The organism is Ensifer sp. ENS03, from assembly GCF_014852035.1.
In the GTDB taxonomy this organism is placed as follows: Bacteria; Pseudomonadota; Alphaproteobacteria; order Rhizobiales; family Rhizobiaceae; genus Ensifer; species Ensifer adhaerens.
Genome location: NZ_JACVAV010000004.1, coordinates 414,685 through 441,581, shown reverse-complemented (window position 1 = coordinate 441,581; position 26,897 = coordinate 414,685). Strand labels below are relative to the sequence as shown.

Sequence of the window (26,897 nt, the reverse complement as noted above, 5' to 3'; positions counted from 1 at the left end):
GTCAGTGATCGGGCTTATAGACCCCACACATCCGACACGTCAACAGCCACGTTCAAAAAAACTTCAAAAATCGACAACTCACTGAATTTACAGAATAATTCCAGCTGTTGATAAACTAGGTCGATTTTGATCCGCGAGACCACGGTCTTTCGGTCCGCAAATCACTGCCCTTGGTTGCAAGATCATATATCGCCACAATCAGGCAGGATTTAGGAGCGCGACAGGTGCCTAACGTCTGTGGTCGGCAGTGCCATTTCACGGGTGAAATGGCCGCGGTTTTCCCTGACGCTCTGCATCAGGAATTCGCGCACCGCCCTTACCCGCGGGACGGCAACCAGGTCTCTATGGCAAACCAGCCAGTAGGTGCGCTTGAGCTCGATCTCTTCCGGCAGAACGATCTCCAGGTCGTCTTCCTGCTGCGCGATGAAGTGTGGCAAGACGCAAAGGCCCAGCCCCTGCCGCACGGCCTTCAACTGCGTCAGGATGCTCGAACTCTGGAAATGGGCATGCAGGCCCGGCTGCAGCTCCCCCAGGTAATCGAGACCCGGCGCGAAGATCATGTCGTCGATGTATCCGACGAAGCGGTGTGCGGCGAGATCGTTGCGCCCGGTGATCGGCGGGTGCTTCGAGAGATAGCTGCGCGCGCCATAGACATGCAGCGTATAGGGCGTCAGCACCTCGGATTGGTAAGGCCCAGCCTTCGGCGCCGTCAGCGCCACCTGGATATCCGCCTCCTTGCGCGACAGAGACATGATCTGCTGGATCGCCAGCATCTCCAGGGAGACGTTCGGATAGCGCGCCGCAAAGTCCGCCAGCCGGTCGGCCAGAAAGAAGTTGCCGAAGCCTTCGAGTGTGCTGAGACGGACGACGCCGCGTTGCGCCGTCAGACCGTCATTGATGTCGAGCTGCAACTGTTCGGTCTCGCGCTCGATCCGCTCGGCGGTTTCGACGAAGCGCTGGCCCATGCCGGTCAAGATGTAGCCGCGCGGATTGCGCTCGAACAGCTTGACCTTGAGCGCGAATTCCAGCCTGTCGATGCGACGAGACACCGTGGCATGGCTGGTCCTCAAGCGCCGCGCCGCCGTCGACAGTTGCCCGGTGCGGGCCACCGCCAGAAAGAACTGCAGATCGTCCCAGGTGAAATTCGGATTCATGCTTACTCCCCGTCTGTCCGAAAATGAACAGATCCTGTTTTGCAATTTACGGTTCCGGACGCTTGCATCCAAGCGGTTTTTTCCCGATTGTACGCGTCAGAGCGGACATCTGAGGAGCATGTCTGGCCAAATATGAACAGACCGAAACGAACGCCCCCGGCGGCCACCATCCGGCGCCGGAGTATTCCTGCGTTCGTTCGCGGCGGCTGGCGGTTCAGGACGAAGACAAGATGACGAAGCTCAAGAATGCGGCGCCGGGGCGCGGCTGAAGGAGCGATGTCGCCCGAACCCGGGATCTGAAGGGTCGCGCCGTACATATCGAGGGAGAACCATGGACATATACGACTTCATCGTCGTTGGGGCAGGTAGCGCCGGCTGCGTGCTTGCCAACCGCCTTTCGGAAAACCCGGGGCATCGCGTGCTGCTGCTCGAAGCCGGCGGCCGCGACAACTACCATTGGATCCACATTCCGGTCGGCTATCTCTATTGCATCAACAATCCGCGCACGGACTGGTGTTTCACGACCGCAGCGGAAGAGGGCCTGAACGGCCGTTCGCTCGGCTATCCCCGCGGCAAGGTGCTCGGCGGCTGCTCGTCGATCAACGGCATGATCTATATGCGCGGCCAGGCTGAGGACTACGACCACTGGCGCCAGCTCGGCTGTACCGGCTGGGGCTGGGACGACGTGCTGCCGCTCTTCAGGAAATCCGAGGACCACTATCGCGGTGCCAACGAGATGCACGGCGCCGGTGGCGAATGGCGGGTGGAAAAGGCGCGCGTGCGCTGGGACGTGCTCGACGCTTTTCAGAAGGCGGCAAGCGAAGCCGGCATTCCCGAGACGCCGGATTTCAACCGCGGCAGCAACGAAGGCTCCGGTTATTTCGATGTCAACCAGCGTTCCGGCATCCGCTGGAACACCGCAAAGGCATTCCTGCGCCCGGCGCAGAAGCGCGGCAACCTCACAGTTCTGACCAAGGCGCATGTGCGCAAGCTGGTCATCGAGGGCGATCGCATCGCCGGCGTCGAATTCCAGCATGACGGCACAGTCAAGCGCGCCGGCGCAACCCGCGAAACTGTGCTCTCCGCCGGCGCGATCGGCTCGCCCCATATCCTCGAACTCTCCGGCATCGGCCGTGGTGACGTGCTGCAGGCAAACGGCATCGAGCTTCGCCACGAACGAGCCGGGGTCGGCGAAAACCTGCAGGATCATCTGCAGCTCCGCATGGCCTACAAGGTCACCGGCGTGCCGACGCTCAACGAAAAGGCAAACTCGCTGTTCGGCAAGGCGTCGATCGGGCTCGAATATCTGCTGAAGCGTTCCGGGCCGATGGCAATGGCGCCGAGCCAGCTCGGCATCTTCACCCGCTCCGGGCCGGAAAAGGAAACGCCGGATCTGCAGTATCACGTGCAGCCGGTGTCGCTCGACAAGTTCGGCGAGCCGGTTCATTCCTTCCCGGCAATCACCGCCAGCGTCTGCAATCTGCGCCCGGAAAGCCGCGGATCGGTACATCTGAAGGGTCCGGATTTTGCCGCCGCGCCGGACATCAGGCCGCGCTACCTGACGGCGGAGGCCGACCGCGATGTCGCGGTCAGCGCCATCCGGTTGACGCGGCAGATCGTCAAGCAACCCTCGTTCGCCCGCTTCAACCCGGTCGAGTTCAAGCCGGGCCCGTCCTACGAGACCGAGGAGGACCTGAAGCGCGCGGCCGGCGATATCGGCACGACGATCTTCCATCCGGTTGGGACCTGCCGCATGGGCGCCGATCCGGAGAGCGTCGTCGATCCGGAACTGCGCCTGCGCGGTCTGAAGGGATTGCGCATCGCCGACGCCTCGGTCATGCCGACGATCACCTCGGGCAACACCAATTCGCCGACGATCATGATCGCCGAAAAGGCGGCGACGATGATCCTGGCAGTCAATCGCTAGGCGTCAGCGGCAAGGGCGGGCGGCACTCGGGCGTCCGCCGAAGATGCTGATTCCACGCCGGATTCGGCCAGCTAGCGGTGTCGGATAACGGTAAACTGGCCGAAAAGCGACGCGAAAAGCTTAAATCTCAGGCGTCGAGCCCCTATATCAGGTCCTGATGGCTCGGTTTGAGCCCAAGCAAGATTTAGGGGTTGTGATGGCAATGCAGCGATTTGGGCGTTTTGGACGAACTCTGGCAATGATGGCGATCGGCATGGTCGTTGCGCTGACCGTTGTGGACGTCGCCGAAGCGCGGCGTTCGGGCGGCGGCTTCGGTAGCCGCGGCACCCGCACCTTCTCGCAGCCGCCGGTCACCCGTACCGCGCCGACCAACGCGGCACCGATCGACCGTTCGATGACGCCGCGCCAGGACGCAGGCCCGGCCGCAACCAATCCGGCAGCCGGCCAGACGCGCCCGAACGCCACCCAGCCGAACGCCCGTCCGGGCTTCTTCAGCGGCTTCGGCGGTTCGCTGCTCGGTGGCCTGATGGTTGGCGGCCTCATCGGCATGCTGATGGGCGGCGGTTTCGGCGGTGCTGCCGGCTTCCTCGGCCTGATCGTGCAGATGCTCCTGATCGGTGGCCTGATCATGCTCGCCATGCGCTTCTTTAACCGCAACCGCCAGCAGACAGCCTATGCCGGCCCGTCCGAGCGCTCGTCGGGCCAGCAGCCATCGAACGGCATGCCGTCGTTCAAGATCCCGAGCATCGGCGGCGGCCAGGCAAGCGGTCAGGCGCAGGCTCGACCCCAGGCAGCCCCTCAGGCGGCGCCCGTCACCGACGGCCCGGCCGATGAAATCGGCGTCCAGGGGTCCGACCTCGAGCAGTTCGAAAAGATGCTGAAGGACGTGCAGGCGGCTTACGCCGCGGAAGACTACGGCACGCTGCGTCGCCTGACGACGCCGGAAGCCATGTCGTACCTCGCCGAAGAGCTCAGCGACAACGCCACGAGCGGCGTCAAGAACGATGTGCGCGACGTGCACCTCGTTCAGGGCGACGTCGCCGAAGCCTGGTCGGAAAACGGAACCGAATTTGCGACCGTCGCCATGCGCTACGAGAGCATCGACGTCATGCGCGACCGCACCACCGGCAAGGTGATCAGCGGCGATCCGGACAATCTGACGGAAGCCGTCGAGCTCTGGACTTTCGTGCGAAAGCCGGGTGCCGAATGGCAGGTTTCGGCGATCCAGGGCGTCAGCCACGACTGACGCGCAACAAAGCCTATAAAAAAGGCCCGGTCGGCATCGCCGCACCGGGCCTTTCCGTTTTCAGGCTTGTCCAATCACACGGCCGCGGGGGCCACAGTCGGCGGCGCGAGGATGCCGGTGATCAGATCCCGCAGCCAGCGATGGGCGGGGTCGCCGTCGCGCCGCCGGTGCCAGATCTGCCGGAAGGCGAAGGGCGGGATCGCGAAGGGTGGCGCGAAGATGGCGAGCGGCCCGATCTCCCCGTCGCGGGGCAGGATCCGGCGCGCAACCGTAAGCACGAGATCGGTTCCGGGAACGAGACCCGGCGCCGCACTCCAATGAGGCAGGGCCAGCGCAATGCGGCGCTTGTGTCCAATAGCCGAAAGCGCAAGGTCGATCTCGTTGCCGGTATCGCCACGCAGGGAGACGAGAATATGCGGCCGCTGCAGATAGGCCGAAAGTTCCATCGTCTTTTCGCCGCCGAGGCTCGCGCGATCGGCCAGGCAGGCGAAGTGCTCCTCGAACAGCAATGATGTCCTCAGATCCTCGGCAAGCGTCGGGAAAACCCCGAGCGCCAGATCGATTTCGCCGTCGACGGCCTGTGCCATCATCACTTCGCGGCTTGCCTGGCTGACGAGGAGATCGACGTTCGGCGCCTGCCGGCGCAGCACGGTCATCAGTTGCGGCAGCAGCACAAGCGCAGCGTAGTCGGACATCGCCAGCCGGAAGACGTGGGGCTCGCGCGCCGGATCGAACGGATGAGACCCCATGAGCAGACGCATATGCGCGAGCGCTTCGGCAAGCTGCGGCGCGATCTCCAGCGCCCGCACCGTCGGCTCGAGCTGGCCGCCATGGCGAACCAGCAAGGGATCGTCGAACAGAGCGCGCAACCGCGCCAGCGCATGGCTGACGGCAGGCTGGCTCTTGTTCAACCGCAGAGCCGCGCGCGAGACGTGGCGCTCCGCCAGGAGCGCGTCGAGCACCACGAGCAGGTTCAGGTCGATTGCGCCAAGATTATTCATCATACGAATATAGCACGTGAAAAATTGGAATTTCCATTCCCAAGATAGATGATGGAGGATCGCCGCAACAAAAAGGAAAAACAATGCCCAATCTCTCCTCCCTCCTGTTGCTTGCCGTGGCGATCTTCGCCGGCGCCGTCGTCCCCCTCCAGGCCGGCGCCAATGCCAACCTTGGCCGCCTCCTCGGCCATCCGCTCTGGGCGACGGTCGTCTCGCTCGGCGTCAGTCTCGCGCTCATCCTGCCGATGCTGATTGCCTTCCGAGCGCCGTTGCCCAGCCTGGCTGTGGCATTCAAGGGTCCGTGGTGGATCTGGGTCGGCGGCCTCGCCGGCGTGATCTACATCACCGCGGCTCTCCTCCTTGCGCCGAAGCTCGGCGCGGCAAGCTTCATTGTCGCCGTCATCGCCGGCCAGATGGTCATTTCCATGTTGATCGATCACTACGGCCTTATGGGTTTCCCGCAAAAGCCGGTCAATGCGGCGCGGCTGACTGGCCTGTTCTTCATCGTCGGCGGCATGGTGATCACCCAGATCGCCAATGTCACGCCGGCCTTGGCCAACGCGCCGCGATAGCACAGAGCCGCATCTCGGCAGCGGCAGCCATGACGATCAAGGCTGCCGCTTGTCACCTGAGAAGCACCCATGGTAGATGGCTGACCATGTCGAGCGAACCCCATTTGATGGCCTGATTTGCCCCGCAAGGCGGGGCTTGCATCTGTGAGCCCAGAACCGTCCGCCTCTTGCGCGGGCTTATCCTGTTCGCGTTCGATCTCATCAAACCTGCCCAATACAGCAGACCCGAGATCGATTGCGTCTCATCGGGCTCTCCTATGGACAATTCCAATCTTTGGGGCGATGCCGCCTTCCGGCGCATCAGCCTCGTCCTCACCGTCGATTCCTTCTGCTCCTGGATGCTCGTCGCCGCGTTGCCGCTCGTCGTTGCAAGCCGCTTCGGCGCCGGTGCGGAACTGGTCGGCAGTCTTGCCTTGCGTCTGCTGCCGAGCCTCCTGCTTGCGCCAATCGTCGCCTCGCTCCTACGACGCAGCGGCCCGCAGCTTCCGGTGCTGTGCTGCCTGTCGGTGACCGCCATCGCCATTCCCGGCCTTGCGTTCGCGCCGGACGCAATGACATTGCACATGATCGTCGTGGTCATCGGCGCTGCGGACGCAGTGGTCACGCCGGGTCTGTTGATGCTGCGCGCCGCCGTCGTTCCAGCCGGCCGCAACATGGAGGCCAACACCGCCTTCCAGGCGATCGACCGCTTCGCCAAGATTTTCGGTCCGCCGGCGGCGGGTCTGGCAGCTGCCTCCACCTCGATCGTGACAACCCTTCTTGCGCTGTCCCTTGCCCAGATCGGGGCAGCCCTTCTGCTGGTGCTTCAACCACGCGACAAGCCGGTGCAAGAGAACGCGGCACCCTCGCACGCATCGGGCTTCGGACGGGAAACCCTTGCGATGTTTCGCGAGACCCCCTTGCTCTGGGCTTTGCTGCTCCCGGCCTTCGGCTACATGGTCTCGCTCGGGGCACTGCAGCCGTTCCTGTTCTGGCTCAATCGTGACCAGTTTCATCTCGGCCCGGCGATGTGGACCTTGCTTCTGGCGGCACAGGGCGCCGGCGCCCTGATTGGTGCCGTCGTCTCGCACCGATTGGCGGGAGCTTTGACCAGTACGCAGGCGCTGCTTCGCGCCTATCTCCTCTCCAGCCTGCTCGAGGGCCTTTCGACCTTTGCGCTGATTTTTGCCCCCAACTCCCTGGTGGCCAGCGGACTGCTGATCGTCGGCGGCATACCGGAGATGATCGCTTTCTCCACCTACTTTACCCTTGTGCAACGCTGCCTGTCCCTGGAGCGCCAGGCAGTGTTTTATGCCGTGAGCTTGCCGCTCATGGATGCCTGCTTGATCGCCGGCATCGTCTCGGGAGCCTTCTATACCAGCGATCTCGTGACCCTCGGGCAGTTCTGGCTCTTTGCCAGCGCCTGCGCCGTGCTTCCGGTTCTGCCGTTCCTCGCGTGGCGCGGGTCGGCGACCGACCGTCAGAGCAGTGTCTCGCGGCAAAAAGATCAACGCCAGCCGTAACTTACGGCTGGCGTGTTTCACTTTGACTGGCCATACTCGCACCGGGCTATAAAGGGGTATTGCATGCAGGACCGGTTGTTCATCGATGGCAAATGGGAAAAACCGCGGCGCGGCGGCACGCTCGACGTGATCGATCCGGCGACGGAGGAGATCATCCATCGTGCGCCTGCGGCAACTTACGAAGACGTGGACAGGGCCGCAAAGGCGGCCCGCATCGCCTTCGACAGCGGCCCCTGGCCAAAGCTTTCGGGCAGCGAGCGCGCCGCCTATCTGCGTGCAATCGCCGCCAAGATCGAGGAAAAGCGCCACTCGCTGGCCCGGCTCGAAGTCGCCGACAACGGCAAGCCGCTGCCGGAAGCATTGTGGGACATCGACGATGCTGCAGGCTGCTTCCGCTATTATGCCGGCCTCGCCGAGGAACTGGACACCAGCCCTGAGGCGATCGCCGTCGGCGACAGCCGCTTCACGTCACGCGCCGTGCGCGAACCGCTGGGCGTCGTCGGCGCGATCACCCCGTGGAACTATCCGTTGCTGATGGTGTCGTGGAAGGTGGCGCCGGCGCTGGCCGCCGGCTGCACCATCGTGCTCAAACCGTCGGAGCTGACACCGCTGACAGCACTTGAGCTCGGCGTCATCGCCGAGGAAGTCGGGCTGCCGGCCGGCGTGCTCAACATCCTCACCGGCACCGGCCAGGACGCCGGCCAGCCGCTGACCGAGCATCCGCTGGTCGACAAGCTTGCCTTCACCGGCTCCGTCGTCACCGGCCGCAAGGTGATGATGGCCGGTGCCCAGGACATCAAGAATGTCAGCCTCGAACTCGGCGGCAAGTCACCCTTCGTCGTCTTTGCCGACAGCGACATCGACAAGGCCGTCGAATGGATCATGTTCGGCATCTTCTGGAACCAGGGCCAGGTCTGCTCGGCGACCTCGCGCGTGCTCGTCGAGGAGACGATCTACGAGACCGTCGTCAAGCGCCTCTGCGAGGAGGCAGCAAAAATCACCATCGGCAACGGCCTCGACGAGGGCACGTTGCTCGGGCCGATCGTCTCGAAGGGTCAGTACGACAAGATCATGGGCGCGATCGACCGCGCCCGCCAGGACGGCGCCACGGTGGCTGCCGGCGGCGGCCGCCCGGCCGGCCTCAACAGCGGCTACTTCATCGAACCGACAGTGCTGACCGATATGCGCGAAGACAGTTACGTCTGGCGCGAGGAGATCTTTGGTCCGGTCGTCTGCGTCAAGCCGTTTGGCGAAGAGGCCGACGCGATCCGCATGGCCAACGACAGCCGCTTCGGTCTTGCAGCCGCCGTCATGTCGGCCGACAGGGACCGCTGCGAGCGCGTCGCCCGCGCTTTTCGCGCTGGCATCGTCTGGATCAACTGCTCGCAGCCGACCTTCACCGAAGCACCCTGGGGTGGCTACAAGCAATCGGGCATCGGCCGTGAGCTCGGCCGCTGGGGCCTTTCCAATTATCTGGAGACCAAGCAGATCACCAGTTTCGACGCCGACGAGCCCTGGGGCTGGTACATCAAGGGATAGCACCGATCGGGGCGTGGAGGTCAGCGTCAAATTCCCTTCATGCGGCTGTGAAATAAGCCGACTAACGATGGCATCACGCAAAGTTGTCGTCGAACACACGCAATCCGGAGGGTCAGATGAACAAGTCGAACGACGAGATCGAAACGCAGGACTGGCTGGAAGCAGAACTGGCCGACACGCTCGACGAGGACTACGAACTCGAGCTTTCCGAACCGGCGCTGTCGGAAGAGATCCGCAAGATCTACCGCAAGAGCCACCCGCCATCGATCCCGCGCATCGATTACTTCCGCTCGCTGCTGAAGTTGCAGTCGGAGCTGATCAAGCTTCAGGACTGGGTGGTCCATCACAAGGAAAAGGTGGTGGTGATCTTCGAGGGCCGCGATTCCGCTGGCAAAGGCGGCGTCATCAAGCGCATCACCCAGAGGCTCAATCCCCGCGTCGTGCGTGTCGTCGCGCTGCCGGCACCGTCCGACCGCGAAAAGACGCAATGGTATTTCCAGCGCTACGTGCCGCACCTGCCGGCCGGCGGCGAGATCGTGCTCTTCGACCGCTCCTGGTACAACCGCTCCGGCGTCGAGCGCGTCATGGGCTTCGCCACCGAGGACCAGGTCGAGCAGTTCTTCGACGACGTGCCGGAATTCGAGCGCATGCTGGTTCGCTCCGGCATCCGGCTGGTGAAGTACTGGTTCTCGATCACCGACGAGGAGCAGCAGATGCGCTTCCTGGTGCGCATTCACGACCCGTTGAAGCAGTGGAAGCTGTCGCCGATGGATCTGCAGTCGCGGGTGCGCTGGGAAGGTTACACCAAGGCCAAGGAGGAGACCTTCGCCCGAACCAACATCCCGGAAGCGCCCTGGCATATCGTCGAAGGCAACGACAAGAAGCGCGCCCGTCTGAACTGCATCGACCACCTGTTGAGGCAGATCCCCTACGAGGACGTGCCGCACGAGGAAATCTCCCTACCGGAACGCGTCTTCAACCCGGATTACGAGCGCAAGGTTCTGCCGCCGGAACTCTACGTGCCGTCAAAATACTGACGTACGCGGGCAACTGCCCGCGTCTGCAGCCGTTGAAAGCAAGGCGGCATCCGCCCGCCTCGCTTGCAATATCCCCGCGAAAATCAGAGATTGCCGTGAAACGCCAGTTTCATGGACATCGCATGAGCCCGAAAGAACGTTCCTTCCTCACCCGTGTTCGCCAAGTGCTGCCGGAACTGCATCCGGCCGAGCGGCGGCTGGGCGACTTCCTCTGCGATTTTCCAGGCGAGGTCGCCAGCTACTCAGCCCAGGAACTGGCGGCGCTCGCACATGTGTCGAAGGCGACGGTCTCTCGCTTCATCCAGCGGCTCGGCTACGACAATTACGAAGAAGCGCGTCGGCATGCCCGCGCCGACAAGCAGACCGGTTCGCGCCTGTTCCTTGCAACCGCCACCGACAGCGGCGGCGAGCAGTCGCTCACGTCCCATGTGGCGCAGGGCGTGGCCAATATCGAAGCGACCTTTCTCGCCATTTCCGAAACCCAGGTGACGGCGGCGGCAACCGCCATCCTTGGCGCCCGCAAAGTCTGGGTCATCGGCTTTCGCGCCAGCCATTCCTTCGCCACCTATCTGCAATGGCAGATGACACAGGTGGTCGAGCACATCTCGGCCATTCCCGGCGGCGGCCAGACGCTCGGCGAACATCTGGTCAGCATCAACAACGACGACGTCGTCATCCTTTTCGGCCTGCGCCGGCGCGTCACATTGATGGAACCGATCCTCGCGCAGCTCGAAAAATCGGGCGCAAGGCTGCTCTATATCACCGACGAAGGCGTTCCCTTCCTCAACCAGGCAGAATGGCATTTCCGCTGCCAGACGCTAGCGCCGGGGCCCCTGTTCAACCACGTCTCTGTGATGGCGCTCTGCCATCTGCTCACCACGCGTTGCATCGAAATCGCCGGTCCCGCCGGCCGAAACCGCCTGCGCGGCATCGAGGCGATCAACGACGCGCTCGACGAATTGTGAGCGCCGATTGGGCATTTGCCTGAAACGGCAGAACATTTTTCGAGCACAAGAAATCTGGGTTTCAACCGCCCGTTAGAGTGCAATTTGTCGCCAAGCTTTTGACGGCAAACGAGAAACTGTCGTTTCCCACCGAGTGGCACGAAATCTGCATTCCATAGCCTGGGTTGCGAGCGGCCATTTCCTTTCGCAGCGCATCATAGAATCTCCTATGAAACTCAGATTTCATGATGTAGATTTCATGAAACTGAGTTTTCACATTTTCACGTTGTTAAGCCATAAAGGGGAACGAACCATGGCAGCGGAAAATATGGTACCGTCCGGCAGGTCATCGCCGGTCATCAGACAGTTGGAATCAGCCTTCACCAAGATCGGCGTCACCGGCGCCCACAAGCAAATTCTCGCCCTCGTGCTCATCGGCTGCCTGTTCGACAGCTTCGAACAGAACACCATCGGCGTTGCCGGCCCGATCCTGAAAGAACATTGGGGCCTTACCGGCACCGACATCGGTTTCCTCAACACCATCACCTTCGGCAGCGCGGCGATCGGCCGCCTGCTTTCAGGCATCCTCGGCGACCGCTACGGCCGACGCGTGATGCTGACCATCAACCTCCTGCTCTTCACCATTGGCTCGGCCGCCTGCGCCATGGCGCCGAACTTCGCCACGCTCTGCTTTGCCCGTGCCATCGTTGGCTTCGGCGTCGGCGGCGAAATCTCGACGGCCGTTACCATGCTGTCGGAATTCTGCTCGCCGAAATTCCGCGGCACGGCGGCCGGCCTCGTCAATGTCGGCGCCGGCGGCTTCGGCAACTTCCTGGCGCCCGCCTTCGGCCTGATGATCTTCACCCTCTTCCCGGGTGAAAACAGCTGGCGCTGGCTCTTCGCCGCCCTCGCGCTCCCGGCTCTGCTCGTCGTCTTCTATCGCCGCTTCGTGCCGGAGACCCCGCGCTTCCTGGCTTCACAGGGCAAGATCGACGAAGCCAACAAGGTGCTCTCCATCCTTGCCTCCGGCTCGTTACGCCCGCGCAATCTCAAGGTCCAGGAGTATCTGACCAAGGATCACCTGAAAGACGAAGAGCCGGCCAAGAGCGACTGGAAGGAACTCTTCCGCGCGCCCTTCATCGGCCGCACGATCCCCGTCGCCATCGCCATCCTGATGAGCTACGGCGCCCAGCTTTCGGTGCTGACGCTGATGCCGATCATCTTCGTCTCCATGGGCTATACGCTGCAGGGCAGCCTGCTCTACAGCATGATCATCCAGAGCGGCAGCGTGCTTGGTGCCATCGCCGCCTCGATGTTCGGCTACTACTTCCCGCGCAAGAAGGTGCTGACGCTCGGCGCCGTGTTCGCCTGCCTTGCGGCGGTTTCGATCGCCTATCTCGGCACCAACATCTATCTGGTGCTGATGTTCGGCGCGATCTTCCAGTTCTTCGTGCTGCTGCTCAACACCTCGATCTGGATCTATGCGCCCGAACTCTTTCCGACCCGCATCCGCGCCTTCGGCGTGGCGCTGATCCTGGCAACCGGTTCGGCCGCGGGTTCCTTCGTCCCCACCATCGCCGGCGCCCTCTTCGACGTCTACGGCATGGTCGGTGTCTTCGGGCTTGCCGCAGGCATGTATGCGGTCTTTGCCTTCTGCATCCAGCTCGGCCCCGAAACCTACGGCATGTCGATGGAAGACCTCACCCAGCCTGCCGATGCCGACCTGGCAAAGGCTGACACTTCTGAAATCAAAGTCGGCGTGGAACTGAGAACGTGAGCGCACATATCCTTCTGATCAACCCGAACAGTTCGCGTGCCACCAGCGACATGATGGTCGCCATCGCACGCCGGGCAGCATCAGGACGCATGGCCGTGGCAGTCGCCACGGCCATGCGGAACCCGCCGATGATCGTCACACCGGAGCAGCTGGACGCATCCGCTGCCGAGGTCGTCGAGATCGGCGAAAAGCATGAGGTCGGATGCCTCGGCATCGTCGTCAGCGCCTTCGGCGATCCCGGCCTTGCCGCGCTCAAGCACCGGCTCGATATCCCCGTCATCGGAATCTGTGAGGCCTCGATGATCGAGGCCTCACAGGGCGGCCGCAAATTCGGCGTCGCCACCACGACGCCGGAACTGATCCAGGCGATCGACGACCGCGCCCGCGATCTCGGCGTCTGGGAACAATATACCGGCATCCGTTGCACTTCGGGTGATCCGCTGGCGCTTTCCGCCCACCCGGATCGGCTGCTTTCGGCTCTCGGCGAGGCGGTCCGCCAATGCATCGAGCTCGACGGCGCCGAGGCCGTCATCATCGGCGGCGGCCCGCTCGGCCAGGCGGCCGACGAGCTCCAGCCGATGTTTTCGACGCCGATTATCGCCCCCATCCCGAGCGCAATCGGCCGCATGCTCGACCTGATGCAGGTCGCCGCCTGACAGGCATTCCTCATCGCAGACACCCAAAAGGAGTATGGATCGGGCGGCGCTAATGCCTGTTTCCGCCGGCCGCCCTGTGGTATTTTCGCCCTTCCTAATTGGCGAGACCGAAGCTGGGGCGGAGGTTACGCGATGAAATCTCTCTTTGCTTCGCTAGTCGCGGTGGCGTTCTTCGCCGCGGCGGCGAACGCGGGTCCTTTGCATGACGCGGCACGGGACGGCGACACGGAACGCGTCAAACAGTTGCTCGATCAGGGAACCGATATAACCGAGCCGGATGCGGCCGGTGAACCGGCGCTGTTGATTGCCGCTCTCAAGGGTCGCGCCGAGGTCGTCGCCCTTCTCATCGACCGCGGCAACGACATCGAGATCCGCAACAAGGGCGGTCTCACCGCGCTTCACGCCGCGGCCTATGGCGGCAATCTCGAAACCGTCAAACTACTCGTCGCCAAGGGCGCGGCGGTCAACGACGTCGCCAACTTCTACAAGATGTCGCCGCTGCATGCGGCGGCCGAAGAGGGCCACGCCGAAGTGGTCGCCTTCCTGCTTGCCAACAAGGCAGACATCGAAGCCAAGGAGCGCAATGGCTATACGCCGCTCACCCAGGCCGGCTGGCGGTCCTACTGGCCGGCCGCCGAACTTCTGTTGAAGGCCGGCGCCACCTGCCAGAAGGCCGAGCTTGTCGGCGAATGGCTCTACGGCGAATGCACGAAACGTCAATAGATCCGGAAACGGAGGAAACGGCATGTCTCGACACTCCATACGATTTATAATCGCGGCGTCAGCGGCGTTCCTTGCGCCGGCCGTCCCGTCACTGGCAGAAGAGCCCGTGAACACCGGCTACTTTGGTGACGTGGCGATCAAGGGTTACGATCCCGTCGCCTATTTCACCGAGAACAAGGCTGTCGAAGGATCACCCGAATTCAGCTATCGCTGGCTTGGCGCCACCTGGCAGTTTGCCAGCGCCGAGCATCGCGACCAGTTCATCAAGGAGCCGACCCGCTATGCGCCGCAATATGGCGGCTACTGCGCCGATGGGGTCTCCTTCGGCACGGTCACGACCAACATCGATCCCAAGGCCTGGCGCATCATCAAGGACAAGCTCTATCTCAGCTACGATCCGGGCGCAGCCGACGGACTGGTGAAGAACCCGAACAAGGTGGTCGATTCGCGCAAGCACTGGTCCGAGGTCGAGCAGACGTTGCTCACCGAGAAGGCGAACATCAACTGGACGCAGCCCCGGCCCTGAAGGCCGGCGGCTCGGCGATGACAACCGTCACTTCTCGATCGAGAAGAACTTCAGCGACTGCGGCGTGACATTGATGTAGTCCGCCGTGCGCTCGCCCTTTGCCGTATTGCGGTAGACATAGCCGCAGACCATGCGGTCGAGAAAATAGCCGTCATATTTTTCGCAGAGCTGGTTGCCCTTCACTTCAATCCGACCGGTGATGTTGGTGTTGCTGGTGCGATAGGCGGTGTTGCCGTCCTTGTCGAAGAACTGCGCAAAGCCCGTGCCGTTCTTGTGCACGCCGACCCAGGTCTTGTCGGTGGTCAGTTGTTTCAGCTCGGCCGGGCCGAGCCGGTCGCTGGCGGCGCCGACGAAGCCGAAGGGCCATTCCGGAATACCGGCGACGCGAAGGCCGAAGAGGTGGCGATAGAGATCCTCTTCGCGCCAGTAGTCGTAGAGATAGCCGTAGTAGCTCAGGTTCGTGTCCGGGAAGAGCTTCAACAGCTCGGCCGCTTCGGCGGCCGCACTCTGCTGGTCGCCGCGCTGGGCATAGGCCGACGCCAGATACTCCCGCACCGCCTCCGCCTTTGGCAAGGATGCGCCGGCCGCTTCGATCAGCGGGATCGCCTTCTCAAGGTGACGCGTCGTGTAATAGACGATGCCCGAAAGCAGCTGCAGGCTCGAAGATGGCGACGGATCAAGCCTCAGCGCCCGCTCGATATCGTCGAGCGCCTGCTCGTGTTCACCGGTCTGGGCCAGTATCAGCGCCAGATTGGCGAGCGCCTCGGCATCCCCCGGCTGCGCCGAGACGGCTCGAAGCGCCGATTCCTTTGCCTCAAGGGGACGGCCGTCCACCAGCTGCAGCAGCGCCAGCACGGTATGGGCGCGGGCGTTGTTGGCGTCGAGCTTCAGGGCCTGTCCCGCCGCATCATAGGCGATCTTGCGCGCCACGGCCGCGGACCAGAGATAGTTGTAGTCGTTGCGCCAGACGTCGACGGCGACCCGGGCGATACCGGCATGCGCATCGGCGAATTTCGGATCGAGATCGATCGCCCGCTGATAATAGGAAAGCGTCTGGCGATAGGTGTCGACGTCGCGCCAGATCAAGCCCTGCTGCTCGGCGCGCATGTAGTTGTCGTAGGCCTCGAGATTGTCCGTCGGAATGCGCGCCAGCTGGTCGCGTTCGCCCTCGCTGAGCTTGACCTCGAGCGCTGCGATGATCTTGCCGATCACGTCGTCCTGAACCGCAAAGAGGTCGGCGTATTGCCGATCGTAGCGCTCGGCCCAGAGCGAAAGACCGCTCATCGCATCGATCAGCTTGACGTTGATGCGCAACCGCTGGTCCGCCCGCTGCAGCGTGCCCTCCAGCACATAGTGTACGCCAAGCTCGGCGGCCACGTCCTGGATCTTGTCGGTACTGCCCTTCAGCGCGAACACCGAATGGCGCGCGATGACAAAGAGGCCGGACACTTTCGAGAGTTCTGTGATGAGATCGTCCGTCAGCCCCTCGGCCAAATGGTCGTGATCGCTGTCGCCGCTGACATTGATGAAGGGCAGCACGGCAACCGAAGGCTGGTCCGGCAGCGGATAGGCGAAGCGCTGCGCCATCCCCTCCTGCCCGATCCACGTCCACGGCTGCCACCAGGCGACCGCAGTCGACAGCGCAATCGCGACGAGACCAACGACCGATCCCTTCACCCAGGCCGCATTGCGTCGAGGCTTCTCGACAACCGTCCTGCCGGCGGCCCCCGGATCGAGGAGGACCCGGTAAACCCGGATCGGCTCGGCAAGCCCCTTGACCGTCTGTTGACCCAGGGACGCAAATCCGACTTTCAGCTTGGAGCTGACCTGGTCGTAAGCCGTGCCGGAGATCGCAATACCACCCGGCTCGGCAAGTCCCTGGACCCGATCGGCGATGTTGACGCCGTCGCCATGGATGTCGTCACCCTCGACGATGATGTCGCCAAGATTGATGCCGATGCGGAAGTCCAGCCTCTCGCCATTTGGCGCCTTGTCGGCTTCCGCCTCCGCCTTGCGCCGCTGGATCTCGACTGCGCATTGGGTCGCGTCGACAACGCTGCGGAATTCGACGAGCAGGCCATCGCCCATCGTCTTCACCAGACGCCCGTGATGCTCGCGGAAAAGCGGCTCGAGAATATCGCCGAGATCCGACTGGAATCGCAAGCGCGTCCCTTCCTCGTCCAGCCGGCTCAAGCGGCTGTAACCGACGACATCCGCGATCAGGACGGCTGCGAGACGGCGCTCCATCGACGGGCTCTCAACGTGCGATGTACTCCAGCGGCAATGGTACCGCAGCTTGGCGGGCGGCGCCATCGGCACGCATGGATGAGACGCGTCGACCAGGCCGTAACCGTTACGTACTTGCAGGACCTCGCTGAAGTGCCACGATTACAGGCGATCATCCGAAGGAAGCTGCCATGCTCAAACGACGGTCTCTGCTGGTGCTCGGCGCTCTTGCCACGGCACTTCCCGCACTCAAGTTGACGAGCGCGAGGGCTGCCGATGCAGGCCTCTCTGCGGACGAGGCGCGCGCCATTGCCAAGGACGCCTATATCTACGGTTTCCCGCTGGTCGACAGCTACAGGGTGCAGCATTCCTATTTCGTCGATCACGGCAATCCCGAGTTCAAGAGCGGCTGGAATACGCTCAACAATACCGCGCGGGTCTATACGCCTGACGACAAGGCGATCCAGACGCCAAATTCCGATACGCCCTACTCCTTCCTGGGCGCGGACCTGCGCGCCGAGCCGCTGGTCCTGACCGTGCCGGCGGTCGAGAAGGAGCGCTACTACTCGCTCCAGTTCGTCGACATGTACACCTTCAATTTCGCCTATGTCGGAAGTCGCGCCACCGGCAGCGAGGCTGGCACCTTCCTGCTGGCGGGACCGGGCTGGAAGGGTGAAACCCCGCCCGGGATCAAGGCGGTGATCCGGTCGGAAACGGAATTCGCTTTCGTGCTTTACCGCACGCAGATGTTTGATCCCGCCGACATCGAGAACGTCAAGAAGATCCAGGCGGGCTACAGGGTCGAGCTGCTGTCGAGCTTCCTTGGTCAGCCGGCTCCGGCACCGGCCGCGGCCGTCGATTTTATCGCCCCGTTGAGCGCGGCTGACGAAAAGACCTCGCCTGACTTCTACAGGGTCCTGAATTTTATCCTGCAGTACTGCCCGACGCACCCGTCCGCAACGGCGCTGATGCAGCGTTTCGCCGATCTGAACATCGGTGCGGGCAAGACGTTCGACATCACGGCTTTCTCGCCGGAGATCCAGAAGGCGATCACTGACGGCATGGCGGACGCCTGGGCGGCGTTCAAGGAACACAAGGAAACCGAAATCGACACCGGCAAGGCTTCGAGTGCCGACGCGTTCGGCACGCGGGAGTTCCTGAAGAACGACTATATGCAGCGCATGTCCGGCGCGGTTCTCGGTATCTACGGCAACTCGAAGGACGAAGCTCTCTATCCCGCCTATTTCGTCGATGACCAGAAGAAGCCGCTGACCGGGTCGGGCCACTACACCTTGCGCTTCGAACCCGGGCAACTGCCGCCGGTCAACGCCTTCTGGTCGCTGACCCTCTACGAACTGCCGTCGAGCCTGCTCTACGCCAATCCGCTTAACCGCTATCTCATCAACTCGCCGATGCTACCGAACCTGCAAAAGGACGCCGATGGCGGCGTGACGCTCTACGTCCAGCACGAGAGCCCTGGGCCTGACAAGGAAGCAAACTGGCTGCCGGCGCCGAGCGGCCCGTTCTTCAACGCCATGCGGCTCTACTGGCCAAAGCCGGACGCATTGGACGGAAAATGGAAAGCGCCGCCGATGCGGCGCGCCAACTGATCAACGAGGATTTGAATATGAAACACTATCGTTCGTTCCTCATTGCCAGTGCACTGGCGATGGCTGCCGCAACCCAGGCAAGCGCCGCCGACCCCGTAACCGTCGGTGTCGACAACTTCGTTCGTGCCGAGAGCGACATGTACCTCGCCTCCATGGTCAAGGACGGCGCCTTCGGCAAATTCGTGCATCGGCGCGAACCGGCTTCGATCGACAATCAGACCGTCATCCGCCTCAACCGCGATACGCTCTATTCATCGGCCGTGTTCGATCTCGACGCGGGCCCGGTTACGGTCACCATGCCGGACGCGGGAAAACGCTTCATGTCGCTGCAGGTGGTCAATGAGGACCACTATGTGCCGGAGGTCGTCTACGGCGCCGGAGAGGTGACGTTGACCAAGGAAAAGGTCGGCACGCGCTACGCCGTTGTCGGCGTCCGCACCCTGGTCGATCCGACCGACCAGAAGGATATCGCCGAAGTCCACGCCCTGCAGGATGCGATCAAGGTGACCCAGGAGAAGGAAGGCACGTTCGAAATCCCGGCCTGGGACCCGGCCAGCCAGAAGAAGGTGCGCGAAGCCCTGCTTGCGCTCGGCGCCACCATGCCGGACTTCAAGAAGGCCTTCGGCACCAAGGCCGACGTCGACCCGATCCGCCATCTGATCGGCACCGCGACCGGCTGGGGCGGCAACCCCGACAAGGACGCGTCCTATCTCAACGTCACGCCCGCCAAGAACGACGGCAAGACCATCTACAAGCTCGACGTCAAGGACGTACCGGTCGATGCCTTCTGGTCGGTCAGCGTCTACGACGCGCAAGGCTTCTACGAAAAGAACGCCTACAATGCCTACGCGATCAACAACATCACCGCCAAGAAGGGCGACGATGGCAGCGTCTCGATCCAGTTCGGCGGCTGCGACGGCAAGATCGCCAACTGCCTGCCCGTGGTCGACGGCTGGAACTATACGGTGCGGCTCTACCGGCCGCGCAAGGAAATCCTCGACGGAACCTGGCACTTTCCCGAGCCGCAGCCGGTAAACTAGGCGTGCCGCGAATTTGGCAGCGGAGGCCGCATGCATGGAACACAGCGATGACAACCTTGCGGCCTTCGCCGAGCATGGCGCAACGCCCCTGCCCGCAGCAACGGGTGAAGGCCGTGTCGAGCGTGACGGCGCACGAATCTGGTATGCGACCTATGGATCGGGCGAACCGGTTATCCTCTTGCACGGCGGCCTTGGTCACAGCGGCAACTGGGGCTTTCAAGTCCCGGCTCTGCTTGACACTGGCCACCGCGTCATCCTGATCGACAGCCGCGGCCATGGCCGCAGCACCCGCGACCGAAAGCCCTACACCTACGAACTGATGGCGGCGGACGTGCTTGCCGTGATGGACAGGCTGGATATTCAGAAGGCCGCCTTTGCCGGCTGGAGCGATGGCGCCTGCATCGCACTTACCCTCGCCTCACAGACGCCGGAACGCGTCAGCGGCGTCTTCTTCTTCGCCTGCAACATGGACCCGAGCGGAACGAAGGACATCGAGCCGAGCCCGGTGCTCGACCGTTGCTTCAGCCGTCATGCCGAAGACTACCGCGCGCTGTCGGCGACGCCCGACGATTTCAGCGCCTTCGTCGACGCCGTCAGCGAAATGCAGAGAACCGAGCCGAACTACACGGCGGAAGATCTCGGCAAGATCCGAGTGCCGGTCGTGATCGTCCAAAGCGAAAACGACGAGTTCATCAAACACGAGCATGCTGACCATCTCGCCCGCAGCATTCCCGGCGCCGCGTTCATCCTTCTCGACGGCGTCAGCCACTTCGCCCCGCTGCAGCGGCCCGACCGCTTCAATGCCGCGCTCACGGCCTTCCTTGTCGCACTCGAAGACGAGCCCAAAGGCGACGCGCAATGACGGCAGTGACGAGCCCTTGTCGGCTCGTCATCTCGCCCTCCGGCGACGCTACTCGGCCGCTTCGGTCTCCGGCATCGGGACGTAGTTGAGGATCGGCGACAGCCAGCGCTCGACCTCGCGCACCGGCATGCGTTTACGTGTCGCATAGTCCTCGACCTGGTCGCGCTCGACCTTGGCGACACCGAAGTAATAGGCTTCGGGATGGCCGATATAGAGGCCGGAAACCGACGAACCCGGCCACATCGCATAGCTCTCGGTGAGGCTGACGCCGATCGTTGCTTCTGCGTCGAGCAGCCGGAAGAGCGTTGCCTTTTCCGTGTGATCGGGCTGGGCCGGATAACCCGGCGCCGGGCGGATGCCGGCATAGGGCTCCCCAATCAGCTGCACGGGCGTAAACGTCTCGTCCGCCGCATAACCCCAGAGTTCGGTGCGCACATATTCATGCATGCGCTCGGCAAAGGCCTCGGCGAAACGATCGGCCAGCGCCTTCACCATGATCGAGGAGTAATCGTCGTTGGCGCGCTCGAAGCGCTCGGCGATCGCCACTTCCTCGATGCCGGCTGTGACAACGAAACCGCCGACATAGTCGTTGGAGCCGCTGTCAACAGGCGCGACGAAGTCGGAAAGGGCCACGTTCGCACGGCCATCGCGCTTGCTGAGTTGCTGGCGCAGCGTGAAGAAGGTCGCAAGTTCAGCGGCCCGATCCTCTCCGGTAAAGAGCCGGATATCGTCGCCGACCGTGCCCGCCGGCCAGAAGCCGACGACCGCCTTCGGCGCAAACCACTCCTCCTCGATGATCTTTTTCAGCATCGCCTGCGCGTCGTCGAACAACTGGCGGGCAGCCACACCTTGCGCCTCGTCGTCGAGGATCTTCGGATAGACGCCCTTCAGCTCCCAGGTCTGGAAGAACGGCGTCCAGTCGATGTAGCGGGCAAGCTCCGCCAGATCCCAGCTTTCGAACACGCGCGTGCCGAGGAACGAGGGCGTCTTGGCCTGATAATTCGACCAGTCAACCCGATGCTGATTGGCACGTGCCTGCGACAGGGGAAGGCGGCGCTTTTCCGCCTCGTTGCGCGCATGCGCATCGGCGACCTTGCGATACTCCGCCCGAACCGTCTCCATGTAATTGTCGCGCGCTTCGGGCGAGAGCAAGCTCGATACGACGCCGACGGCGCGGCTGGCATCCGTCACGTAGACCGTCTGGCCGCGATCGTAGCGCGGATTGATCTTGACGGCGGTGTGCACACGGCTGGTCGTCGCGCCGCCGATCAGCAGCGGTACATCGAAGCCTTCGCGCTCAAGCTCTGAGGCGACATGCACCATTTCATCCAGTGAGGGCGTGATCAGGCCAGAGAGGCCGATGATGTCGACCTTCTGCTCGCGCGCCACTTCGAGGATCTTCGCCGAGGGCACCATGACGCCGAGATCGATGATCTCGTAATTGTTGCAGGCCAACACGACGCCGACGATGTTCTTGCCGATGTCGTGCACGTCGCCCTTGACCGTCGCCATCAGGATCTTGCCGGCACTTTCGCGCGCCTCGCCGCCATTGGCGAGCTTTTCCGCCTCCATGTGCGGCAAGAGCACGGCGACCGCCTGCTTCATGACGCGTGCGGATTTGACCACCTGCGGCAGGAACATCTTGCCCGAACCGAAGAGGTCGCCGACGACGTTCATGCCGGCCATCAGCGGGCCCTCGATGACATGCAGCGGCCGCGCTGCCTCAAGCCGAGCCTCCTCGGTATCAGCCTCGATGTACTCGGTGATGCCATTGACCAGCGCATGTTCGAGACGCTTTGCCACCGACCATTCGCGCCAGGAAAGATCCTTCTCGCGGCCCTGCGAGCCGCCCTGTCCGCGATAGCGCTCGGCGATCTCCAGCATGCGCTCGGTCGAATCGGCGCGGCGGTTGAGCACCACGTCCTCGCAGGCCTCGCGCAGATCGGCATCGATGGCGTCATAGACGGCGAGCTGGCCGGCGTTGACGATGCCCATGTCCATGCCCGCCTGGATGGCGTGGTAGAGGAACACCGCGTGCATTGCCTCGCGCACCGGCTCGTTGCCGCGGAACGAGAAGGAGAGGTTGGAGACGCCGCCCGACACATGCACGTGCGGCAGGGTCTTGATGATCTCGCGCGTCGCCTCGATGAAGTCGACACCGTAGTTGTTGTGTTCCTCGATGCCCGTCGCCACGGCGAAGATGTTCGGATCGAAGATTATGTCTTCGGGCGGGAAGCCCGCCTGTTCCGTCAGGAGCTTGTAGGCGCGTGTGCAGATCTCGACCTTGCGCGCCTGGGTGTCGGCCTGGCCGACCTCGTCGAAGGCCATGATGACGACGGCGGCACCGTAGGCGCGGCAAAGCCTGGCATGGTGCAGGAACGCCTCTTCGCCTTCCTTCATCGAGATGGAATTGACCAGCGGCTTGCCCTGAACGCATTTCAGGCCCGCCTCGATCACTTCCCACTTCGACGAATCGATCATCACGGGAACGCGGGCGATATCCGGCTCGGAGGCGACGAGGTTCAAGAACTCGATCATCGCCTGCTTCGAATCGATCAGGCCCTCGTCCATATTTATGTCGATGATCTGGGCGCCGTTCGCCACCTGGTCGCGCGCGACGTCGAGAGCGGCCGCATAATCGCCGGCAGTGATCAGCTTGCGGAACTTCGCCGAGCCGGTGACGTTGGTGCGCTCGCCGACGTTGACGAAGGGAATGTCGGAGGTGAGCGTGAAGGGCTCCAGCCCGGAGAGCCGCATCAGCGGCTCGACCTTGGGGATCTCGCGCGGCGGATGCTTGGCAACGGCCTTGGCGATCGCGCTGATATGGGCCGGCGTCGAGCCGCAGCAGCCGCCGACAATGTTGAGCAGCCCGTCGCGCGCAAAGGCTTCCACCTGGGCGGCCATCTGCTCCGGCGTTTCGTCGTACTGGCCGAACTCGTTCGGCAGGCCGGCATTGGGATAGGCGCAGACGAAGGTATCGGCAACGCTTGAAAGTTCGTCGATATGGGCGCGCATGGCATTGGCGCCGAGCGCGCAGTTGAGCCCGATGGTGAAAGGCTCGGCATGGCGCACCGAGTGCCAGAAGGCGGTCGGCGTCTGCCCGGACAGGGTGCGGCCCGAGAGGTCGGTGATCGTGCCGGAGATCATGACCGGCAGGTCGATGCCCTTCTCCGTAAAGACTTCCTTGGTCGCGAAGATCGCCGCCTTGGCGTTCAGGGTGTCGAAGATCGTCTCGATCAGAATGATGTCGGCGCCGCCGTCGATCAGACCGCGGATCTGTTCGGCATAGGCGACGCGCAAATCGTCGAAGGTGACGGCGCGATAACCGGGATTGTTGACGTCGGGCGAAATCGACGCCGTGCGGTTCGTCGGCCCGAGCGCGCCGGCGACGAAACGGCGGCGACCGTCTGCGGCTTCGGCCCGCTTGGCCGCGCGCCGAGCCACTCGGGCACCATCGCGGTTGAGATCATAGACCATGTCTTCCATGCCGTAATCGGCCTGGGCGATGCGGGTCGAGGAGAACGTGTTGGTTTCAAGGATATCCGCGCCGGCGATGGCATAGGCGTAATGGATGTCCTCGATCGCCTTCGGCTGGGTCAGCGTCAGAAGGTCGTTGTTGCCCTGTTGATGACAGGCGCAGCCGCCGAATCGGTCGCCGCGGAAATGCTGCTCGACAAAGCCGAGCTGCTGGATCTCCGTGCCCATCGCGCCATCCATGATCAGGATGCGTTCGCGCGCAGCCTGGGCCAGCGCCCGCTTGATCTCGGAGCCATCCGGCTTGCAGGAAACATCGCCGAAAAGGGCGTCGATGGCGGACATGGGAAATCTCCCGTTCTGAAAACGACAAACACTAAGGCAAGTCAATCACATAAAGATATCTTTATGTCAACATATGCAGCAATCACATTTACCCCTCGGAGCAAAGAAAATGGCCCGCAGCAATCGCGACGGGCCATAACGATAGCGATACTCTGGATCGGCAAATCAGATCCGGGCTAGGCAGTCCTCGGTTTCATAAATGGCGCAGAGGATATGGTAGAAGCTGCTCGCCGGCGCCGGCTCCTCGACGAAGGTGCCGTCGGCCTTCTGCTTGTCGCGCCAAAGGCCCCCAACCGGCGTCGCCAGAAACGTCTGAAGGGCCGCCGCTGCTCGCGCGGCCGAAGCAAGATAACGCTCGCGCTCGGCACCATTGGTGAGTGCGGCAAAGCGGACGGCCGCCTTCAGCCACTCGGTCTGCGGCCAAAGCCTCGCGATCGGATCGGCCACCGACAGATCGTCGAGAAGCGTCATGATCGCGACGTTGCGGTTCGCGCAGATGCCGTGGGCCTCACCGATATCGAACAGCCGCCGTGCCTTGACGATCGCCTCGGCGCTGCCGCGGCGCTCCGCCCAGCGCAAAAGCAGCCACGCCCATTCGAACAGATGTCCAGGCTCGACGATCCGGCCCTTTTCGCCTGCCATCGGCGCCCAGTCGTGATCGAAGAATTCGCGCAGCACACCGCTCTCGGCATCGATGAAATAATCCATCGCCAGATGCGCAATTTCGTCGGCGAGGTTCGCCCAGCCAACCCGATCGAAGCCCTCGACCGTCTCGCTCGCCAGGCACGCCTCAAATAGATGCATATGCGGATTGGAGCAGAGCGGCAGGCGCGAGGGATTGTCTTCCTCGAAGCCGGCGACCGGATGCTTGACATGCGCCTCGATCCGCGAGCGAAGGTCATTGCTGCGCTCGATCATCTCGGCCTTGCGGGCCGGCACGACCTCGCCCAGATAGGCGAAGGCAAGCAGCGCGAAGGCCTGGTTGTAGAGGTCAAAGGACGGATCGAGCAGAATGCCGTCGGCATCGGCGAGCGCGCCGTAAAAGCCGCTCGGCTGCTTGAAAATGCGATCGAAATAGGCAAGCCCGCCTTCGGCGGCACCGCGCCAATCACCGGACCAGCCGCGCCGCCCGGCCTCGGCGAAACAGTAGACCTGCCGCGGCTGAACGCGTGCACGCCGGTTGGCGCGGGTCGGCTCGCCTGCCATATCGATCGTCTCGACGAAGCCGCCTGAATGATCGACACCCTTGTCGCGCCAGAGCGGCAGCGCCTTGTCTGCCAGCCAATCCGACAGCACGCGTGATTGCGAAATAATATCCAATGCCAATTCTCAGTCCTCGAGCTTCAAGGCGCCATGATCCTTGCCGAGCAGGGCCGAGAGCGCTTCGACCACCATGTTGTGGTCCTCGCGTTGCGGCAGGCCGGATACGGTGACGGCACCGATACAGCCGGTGCCTTTGACGACGATCGGGAAGCTGCCACCGTGCGCTGCATAATCCGCATCGGCAAGGCCGAGCTTGGCCTGCAGATTGGTCTGCGCCTTGGCGAGCTCGCGGCCGGTGGCATAGCTGCTCTTGAACAGGCGGAACACGGTGTTGCGCTTGCGGCGCACCCAGTTCGGATTATCCGGCGTCGCCCCGTCGAGCGCGGCATAGAACACCTGCATCGAGAAGAGCGTGATGTCGATGACGACGCCAAGCTTGCGCTCGGCCGCCATCTTGCGCAGCAGTGAGCCAAGCTCCCACGCCGCATCGAGATCGAAGCGCTCGAACTGCAATTCCTGTTCCTGCCGCGCGATGCGGGCGAGGTCCTTGTCGATATTCATGGGGGTCATTCCTTCCAGAGCCAGGCCGCACCGCGCACGCCGGAACTGTCGCCGTGCAGGGCCTTGCGAATGGGCGTTTCGAACGTGTCGCCGAAGAGGTAGTTGACGACCCGCGGCGGCACGTCCTGGTAGATCTCGTCGACATTCGACATGCCGCCGCCAAGCACGTAGACATCCGGGTCGACGATGTTGGTGAGCAGTGCCAGGCTGCGCGCCAGCCGGTCGACGAAGCGCTCATAGACGCCCGTTGCAACCGAATCGCCCGCCCGCTTCGCCTCGATGATATCGCGCCCGCGCTTCTCGCCGCCGGTCGTCAGGCGATAGTCGAGCTCGACACCCGTGCCGCAGGCATACATGTCGAGGCAACCGTGCTTGCCGCACCAGCATTTGTGGCCAGGATATTCGTCCTGCGTCATCCAGGGCAGCGGATAATGGCCGATCTCGGCGGCAACGCCCTGGTAGCCGGCGTGCACCTTCTTGTCGATCGCAAGGCCGCCGCCATGGCCAGTGCCGACGATAACGCCGAAGACCACATGCTCATTCTTGCCGGCGCCGTCGACCGCCTCCGAGACCGCCAGGCAATTGGCGTCGTTGGCAAGCCGGACCGGCCGGCCAAGCGCCGTTTCGAGGTCACGCCCAAGGGGCTTGCCATTGATCAGCACCGCATTGGAATTGCGCACGATTCCGGTGCGCGGATTGGGACTGCCGGGAATGCCGATGCCGATCGAGCCCTGTTCGCCCGCCGTCTGCTCGGCGGCAGCAACCAGATCGAGAACGGCGCGGATGCAATCGTCATAGCCGCTGGTCGGGGTCGAGACGCGATGACGGGCGCGTGTTTCGCCATCGCGGCCAAGCGCGATGACTTCCATTTTTGTGCCGCCCCAATCTATTCCGATGAACATATGTGGATCA

At 63.1% G+C, this 26,897-nt stretch carries 21 protein-coding genes; 14 read left to right on the top strand and 7 right to left on the bottom strand.

The features are described 5' to 3' along the window. Positions 1–209: 209 nt before the first annotated feature. Positions 210–1,154: a LysR family transcriptional regulator gene (locus IB263_RS18440; protein ID WP_060521343.1), complete on the bottom strand. Its 945-nt coding sequence runs from the start codon at positions 1,152–1,154 to the stop codon at positions 210–212. A 331-nt stretch (positions 1,155–1,485) separates the two neighbouring features. Between IB263_RS18440 and IB263_RS18435 the strand changes: the two genes are divergently transcribed. Together IB263_RS18435 and IB263_RS18430 are read left to right on the top strand one after the other, a co-directional pair. Further along, on the top strand, positions 1,486–3,081 hold the full coding sequence (locus tag IB263_RS18435) for a GMC family oxidoreductase (protein ID WP_192438815.1): 1,596 nt from the start codon (positions 1,486–1,488) through the stop codon (positions 3,079–3,081). 241 nt (positions 3,082–3,322) lie between these two features. After that, a complete protein-coding gene (locus IB263_RS18430) occupies positions 3,323–4,327 on the top strand; it encodes a Tim44 domain-containing protein (protein ID WP_371813730.1) in 1,005 nt (334 codons plus the stop codon). 74 nt (positions 4,328–4,401) lie between these two features. On the opposite strand, the gene IB263_RS18425 is transcribed toward IB263_RS18430, so the two are convergent. Then, the gene (locus IB263_RS18425) at positions 4,402–5,331 is read right to left on the bottom strand and encodes a LysR family transcriptional regulator (RefSeq protein ID WP_246811034.1); all 930 of its coding nucleotides are present in this window, start codon (positions 5,329–5,331) and stop codon (positions 4,402–4,404) included. A gap of 80 nt (positions 5,332–5,411) precedes the next feature. Here IB263_RS18425 and IB263_RS18420 point away from each other — a divergent pair, with 80 nt between their 5' ends. The 9 genes from IB263_RS18420 to IB263_RS18380 all read left to right on the top strand — a co-directional run bounded on the left by IB263_RS18420 (position 5,412) and on the right by IB263_RS18380 (position 14,604). After that, the gene (locus tag IB263_RS18420; protein ID WP_060521346.1) at positions 5,412–5,900 is read left to right on the top strand and encodes a DMT family transporter; all 489 of its coding nucleotides are present in this window, start codon (positions 5,412–5,414) and stop codon (positions 5,898–5,900) included. A gap of 257 nt (positions 5,901–6,157) precedes the next feature. Next, the gene (locus IB263_RS18415) at positions 6,158–7,402 is read left to right on the top strand and encodes an MFS transporter (protein WP_192438814.1); all 1,245 of its coding nucleotides are present in this window, start codon (positions 6,158–6,160) and stop codon (positions 7,400–7,402) included. Between the two features lie 63 nt (positions 7,403–7,465). Next, the gene (locus IB263_RS18410) at positions 7,466–8,941 is read left to right on the top strand and encodes an aldehyde dehydrogenase family protein (protein WP_192438813.1); all 1,476 of its coding nucleotides are present in this window, start codon (positions 7,466–7,468) and stop codon (positions 8,939–8,941) included. A gap of 116 nt (positions 8,942–9,057) precedes the next feature. Further along, positions 9,058–9,978, top strand: coding sequence for a polyphosphate kinase 2 (gene ppk2, locus IB263_RS18405; RefSeq protein WP_192438812.1), 921 nt, complete (start codon positions 9,058–9,060; stop codon positions 9,976–9,978). Between the two features lie 122 nt (positions 9,979–10,100). After that, positions 10,101–10,943, top strand: coding sequence for a MurR/RpiR family transcriptional regulator (locus tag IB263_RS18400; RefSeq protein WP_034802348.1), 843 nt, complete (start codon positions 10,101–10,103; stop codon positions 10,941–10,943). 292 nt (positions 10,944–11,235) lie between these two features. Further along, the gene (locus IB263_RS18395; protein WP_034802351.1) at positions 11,236–12,699 is read left to right on the top strand and encodes an MFS transporter; all 1,464 of its coding nucleotides are present in this window, start codon (positions 11,236–11,238) and stop codon (positions 12,697–12,699) included. Then, positions 12,696–13,355: an aspartate/glutamate racemase family protein gene (locus tag IB263_RS18390; protein WP_034802354.1), complete on the top strand. Its 660-nt coding sequence runs from the start codon at positions 12,696–12,698 to the stop codon at positions 13,353–13,355. The genes IB263_RS18395 and IB263_RS18390 overlap by 4 nt, the downstream gene beginning before the upstream one ends. A 132-nt stretch (positions 13,356–13,487) precedes the next feature. Further along, positions 13,488–14,078 carry an ankyrin repeat domain-containing protein gene (locus IB263_RS18385; protein WP_034802356.1) on the top strand — a complete coding sequence of 197 codons (591 nt, stop codon included), beginning with the start codon at positions 13,488–13,490 and terminating at the stop codon, positions 14,076–14,078. A 22-nt stretch (positions 14,079–14,100) separates the two neighbouring features. Beyond that, positions 14,101–14,604, top strand: a complete 504-nt coding sequence (locus IB263_RS18380) for a YHS domain-containing (seleno)protein (RefSeq protein WP_234824600.1) — start codon at positions 14,101–14,103, stop codon at positions 14,602–14,604. Positions 14,605–14,631: 27 nt separating this feature from the next. Here IB263_RS18380 and IB263_RS18375 read toward each other — a convergent pair whose 3' ends face one another. Next, positions 14,632–16,851, bottom strand: coding sequence for an adenylate/guanylate cyclase domain-containing protein (locus tag IB263_RS18375; protein WP_060611018.1), 2,220 nt, complete (start codon positions 16,849–16,851; stop codon positions 14,632–14,634). Positions 16,852–17,021: 170 nt separating this feature from the next. Here IB263_RS18375 and IB263_RS18370 point away from each other — a divergent pair, with 170 nt between their 5' ends. From IB263_RS18370 to IB263_RS18360, 3 genes are read left to right on the top strand one after another with little or no spacing between them, the layout of a single operon-like run. Continuing rightward, on the top strand, positions 17,022–18,440 hold the full coding sequence (locus IB263_RS18370) for a DUF1254 domain-containing protein (protein ID WP_192438811.1): 1,419 nt from the start codon (positions 17,022–17,024) through the stop codon (positions 18,438–18,440). 17 nt (positions 18,441–18,457) lie between these two features. Further along, positions 18,458–19,480 carry a DUF1254 domain-containing protein gene (locus IB263_RS18365; protein ID WP_060521564.1) on the top strand — a complete coding sequence of 341 codons (1,023 nt, stop codon included), beginning with the start codon at positions 18,458–18,460 and terminating at the stop codon, positions 19,478–19,480. A 34-nt stretch (positions 19,481–19,514) separates the two neighbouring features. Beyond that, positions 19,515–20,342, top strand: a complete 828-nt coding sequence (locus IB263_RS18360; protein ID WP_192438810.1) for an alpha/beta fold hydrolase — start codon at positions 19,515–19,517, stop codon at positions 20,340–20,342. Between the two features lie 48 nt (positions 20,343–20,390). Here the strand turns inward: IB263_RS18360 and metH are convergent, their stop codons facing one another. The 4 genes from metH to IB263_RS18340 form a co-directional block, all read right to left on the bottom strand. Beyond that, entirely contained in the window at positions 20,391–24,161 is a 3,771-nt protein-coding gene (metH, locus tag IB263_RS18355; RefSeq protein WP_192438809.1) for a methionine synthase, read from the bottom strand. 165 nt (positions 24,162–24,326) lie between these two features. Continuing rightward, the gene (locus IB263_RS18350; protein ID WP_371814145.1) at positions 24,327–25,481 is read right to left on the bottom strand and encodes an AGE family epimerase/isomerase; all 1,155 of its coding nucleotides are present in this window, start codon (positions 25,479–25,481) and stop codon (positions 24,327–24,329) included. Positions 25,482–25,490: 9 nt separating this feature from the next. After that, the gene (locus tag IB263_RS18345; RefSeq protein ID WP_034802370.1) at positions 25,491–25,985 is read right to left on the bottom strand and encodes a heme-degrading domain-containing protein; all 495 of its coding nucleotides are present in this window, start codon (positions 25,983–25,985) and stop codon (positions 25,491–25,493) included. A 5-nt stretch (positions 25,986–25,990) separates the two neighbouring features. Further along, positions 25,991–26,887 (bottom strand): ROK family protein, encoded by an 897-nt coding sequence (locus IB263_RS18340; protein ID WP_113554188.1) that lies wholly within the window; start codon positions 26,885–26,887, stop codon positions 25,991–25,993. Positions 26,888–26,897 lie beyond the last annotated feature (10 nt).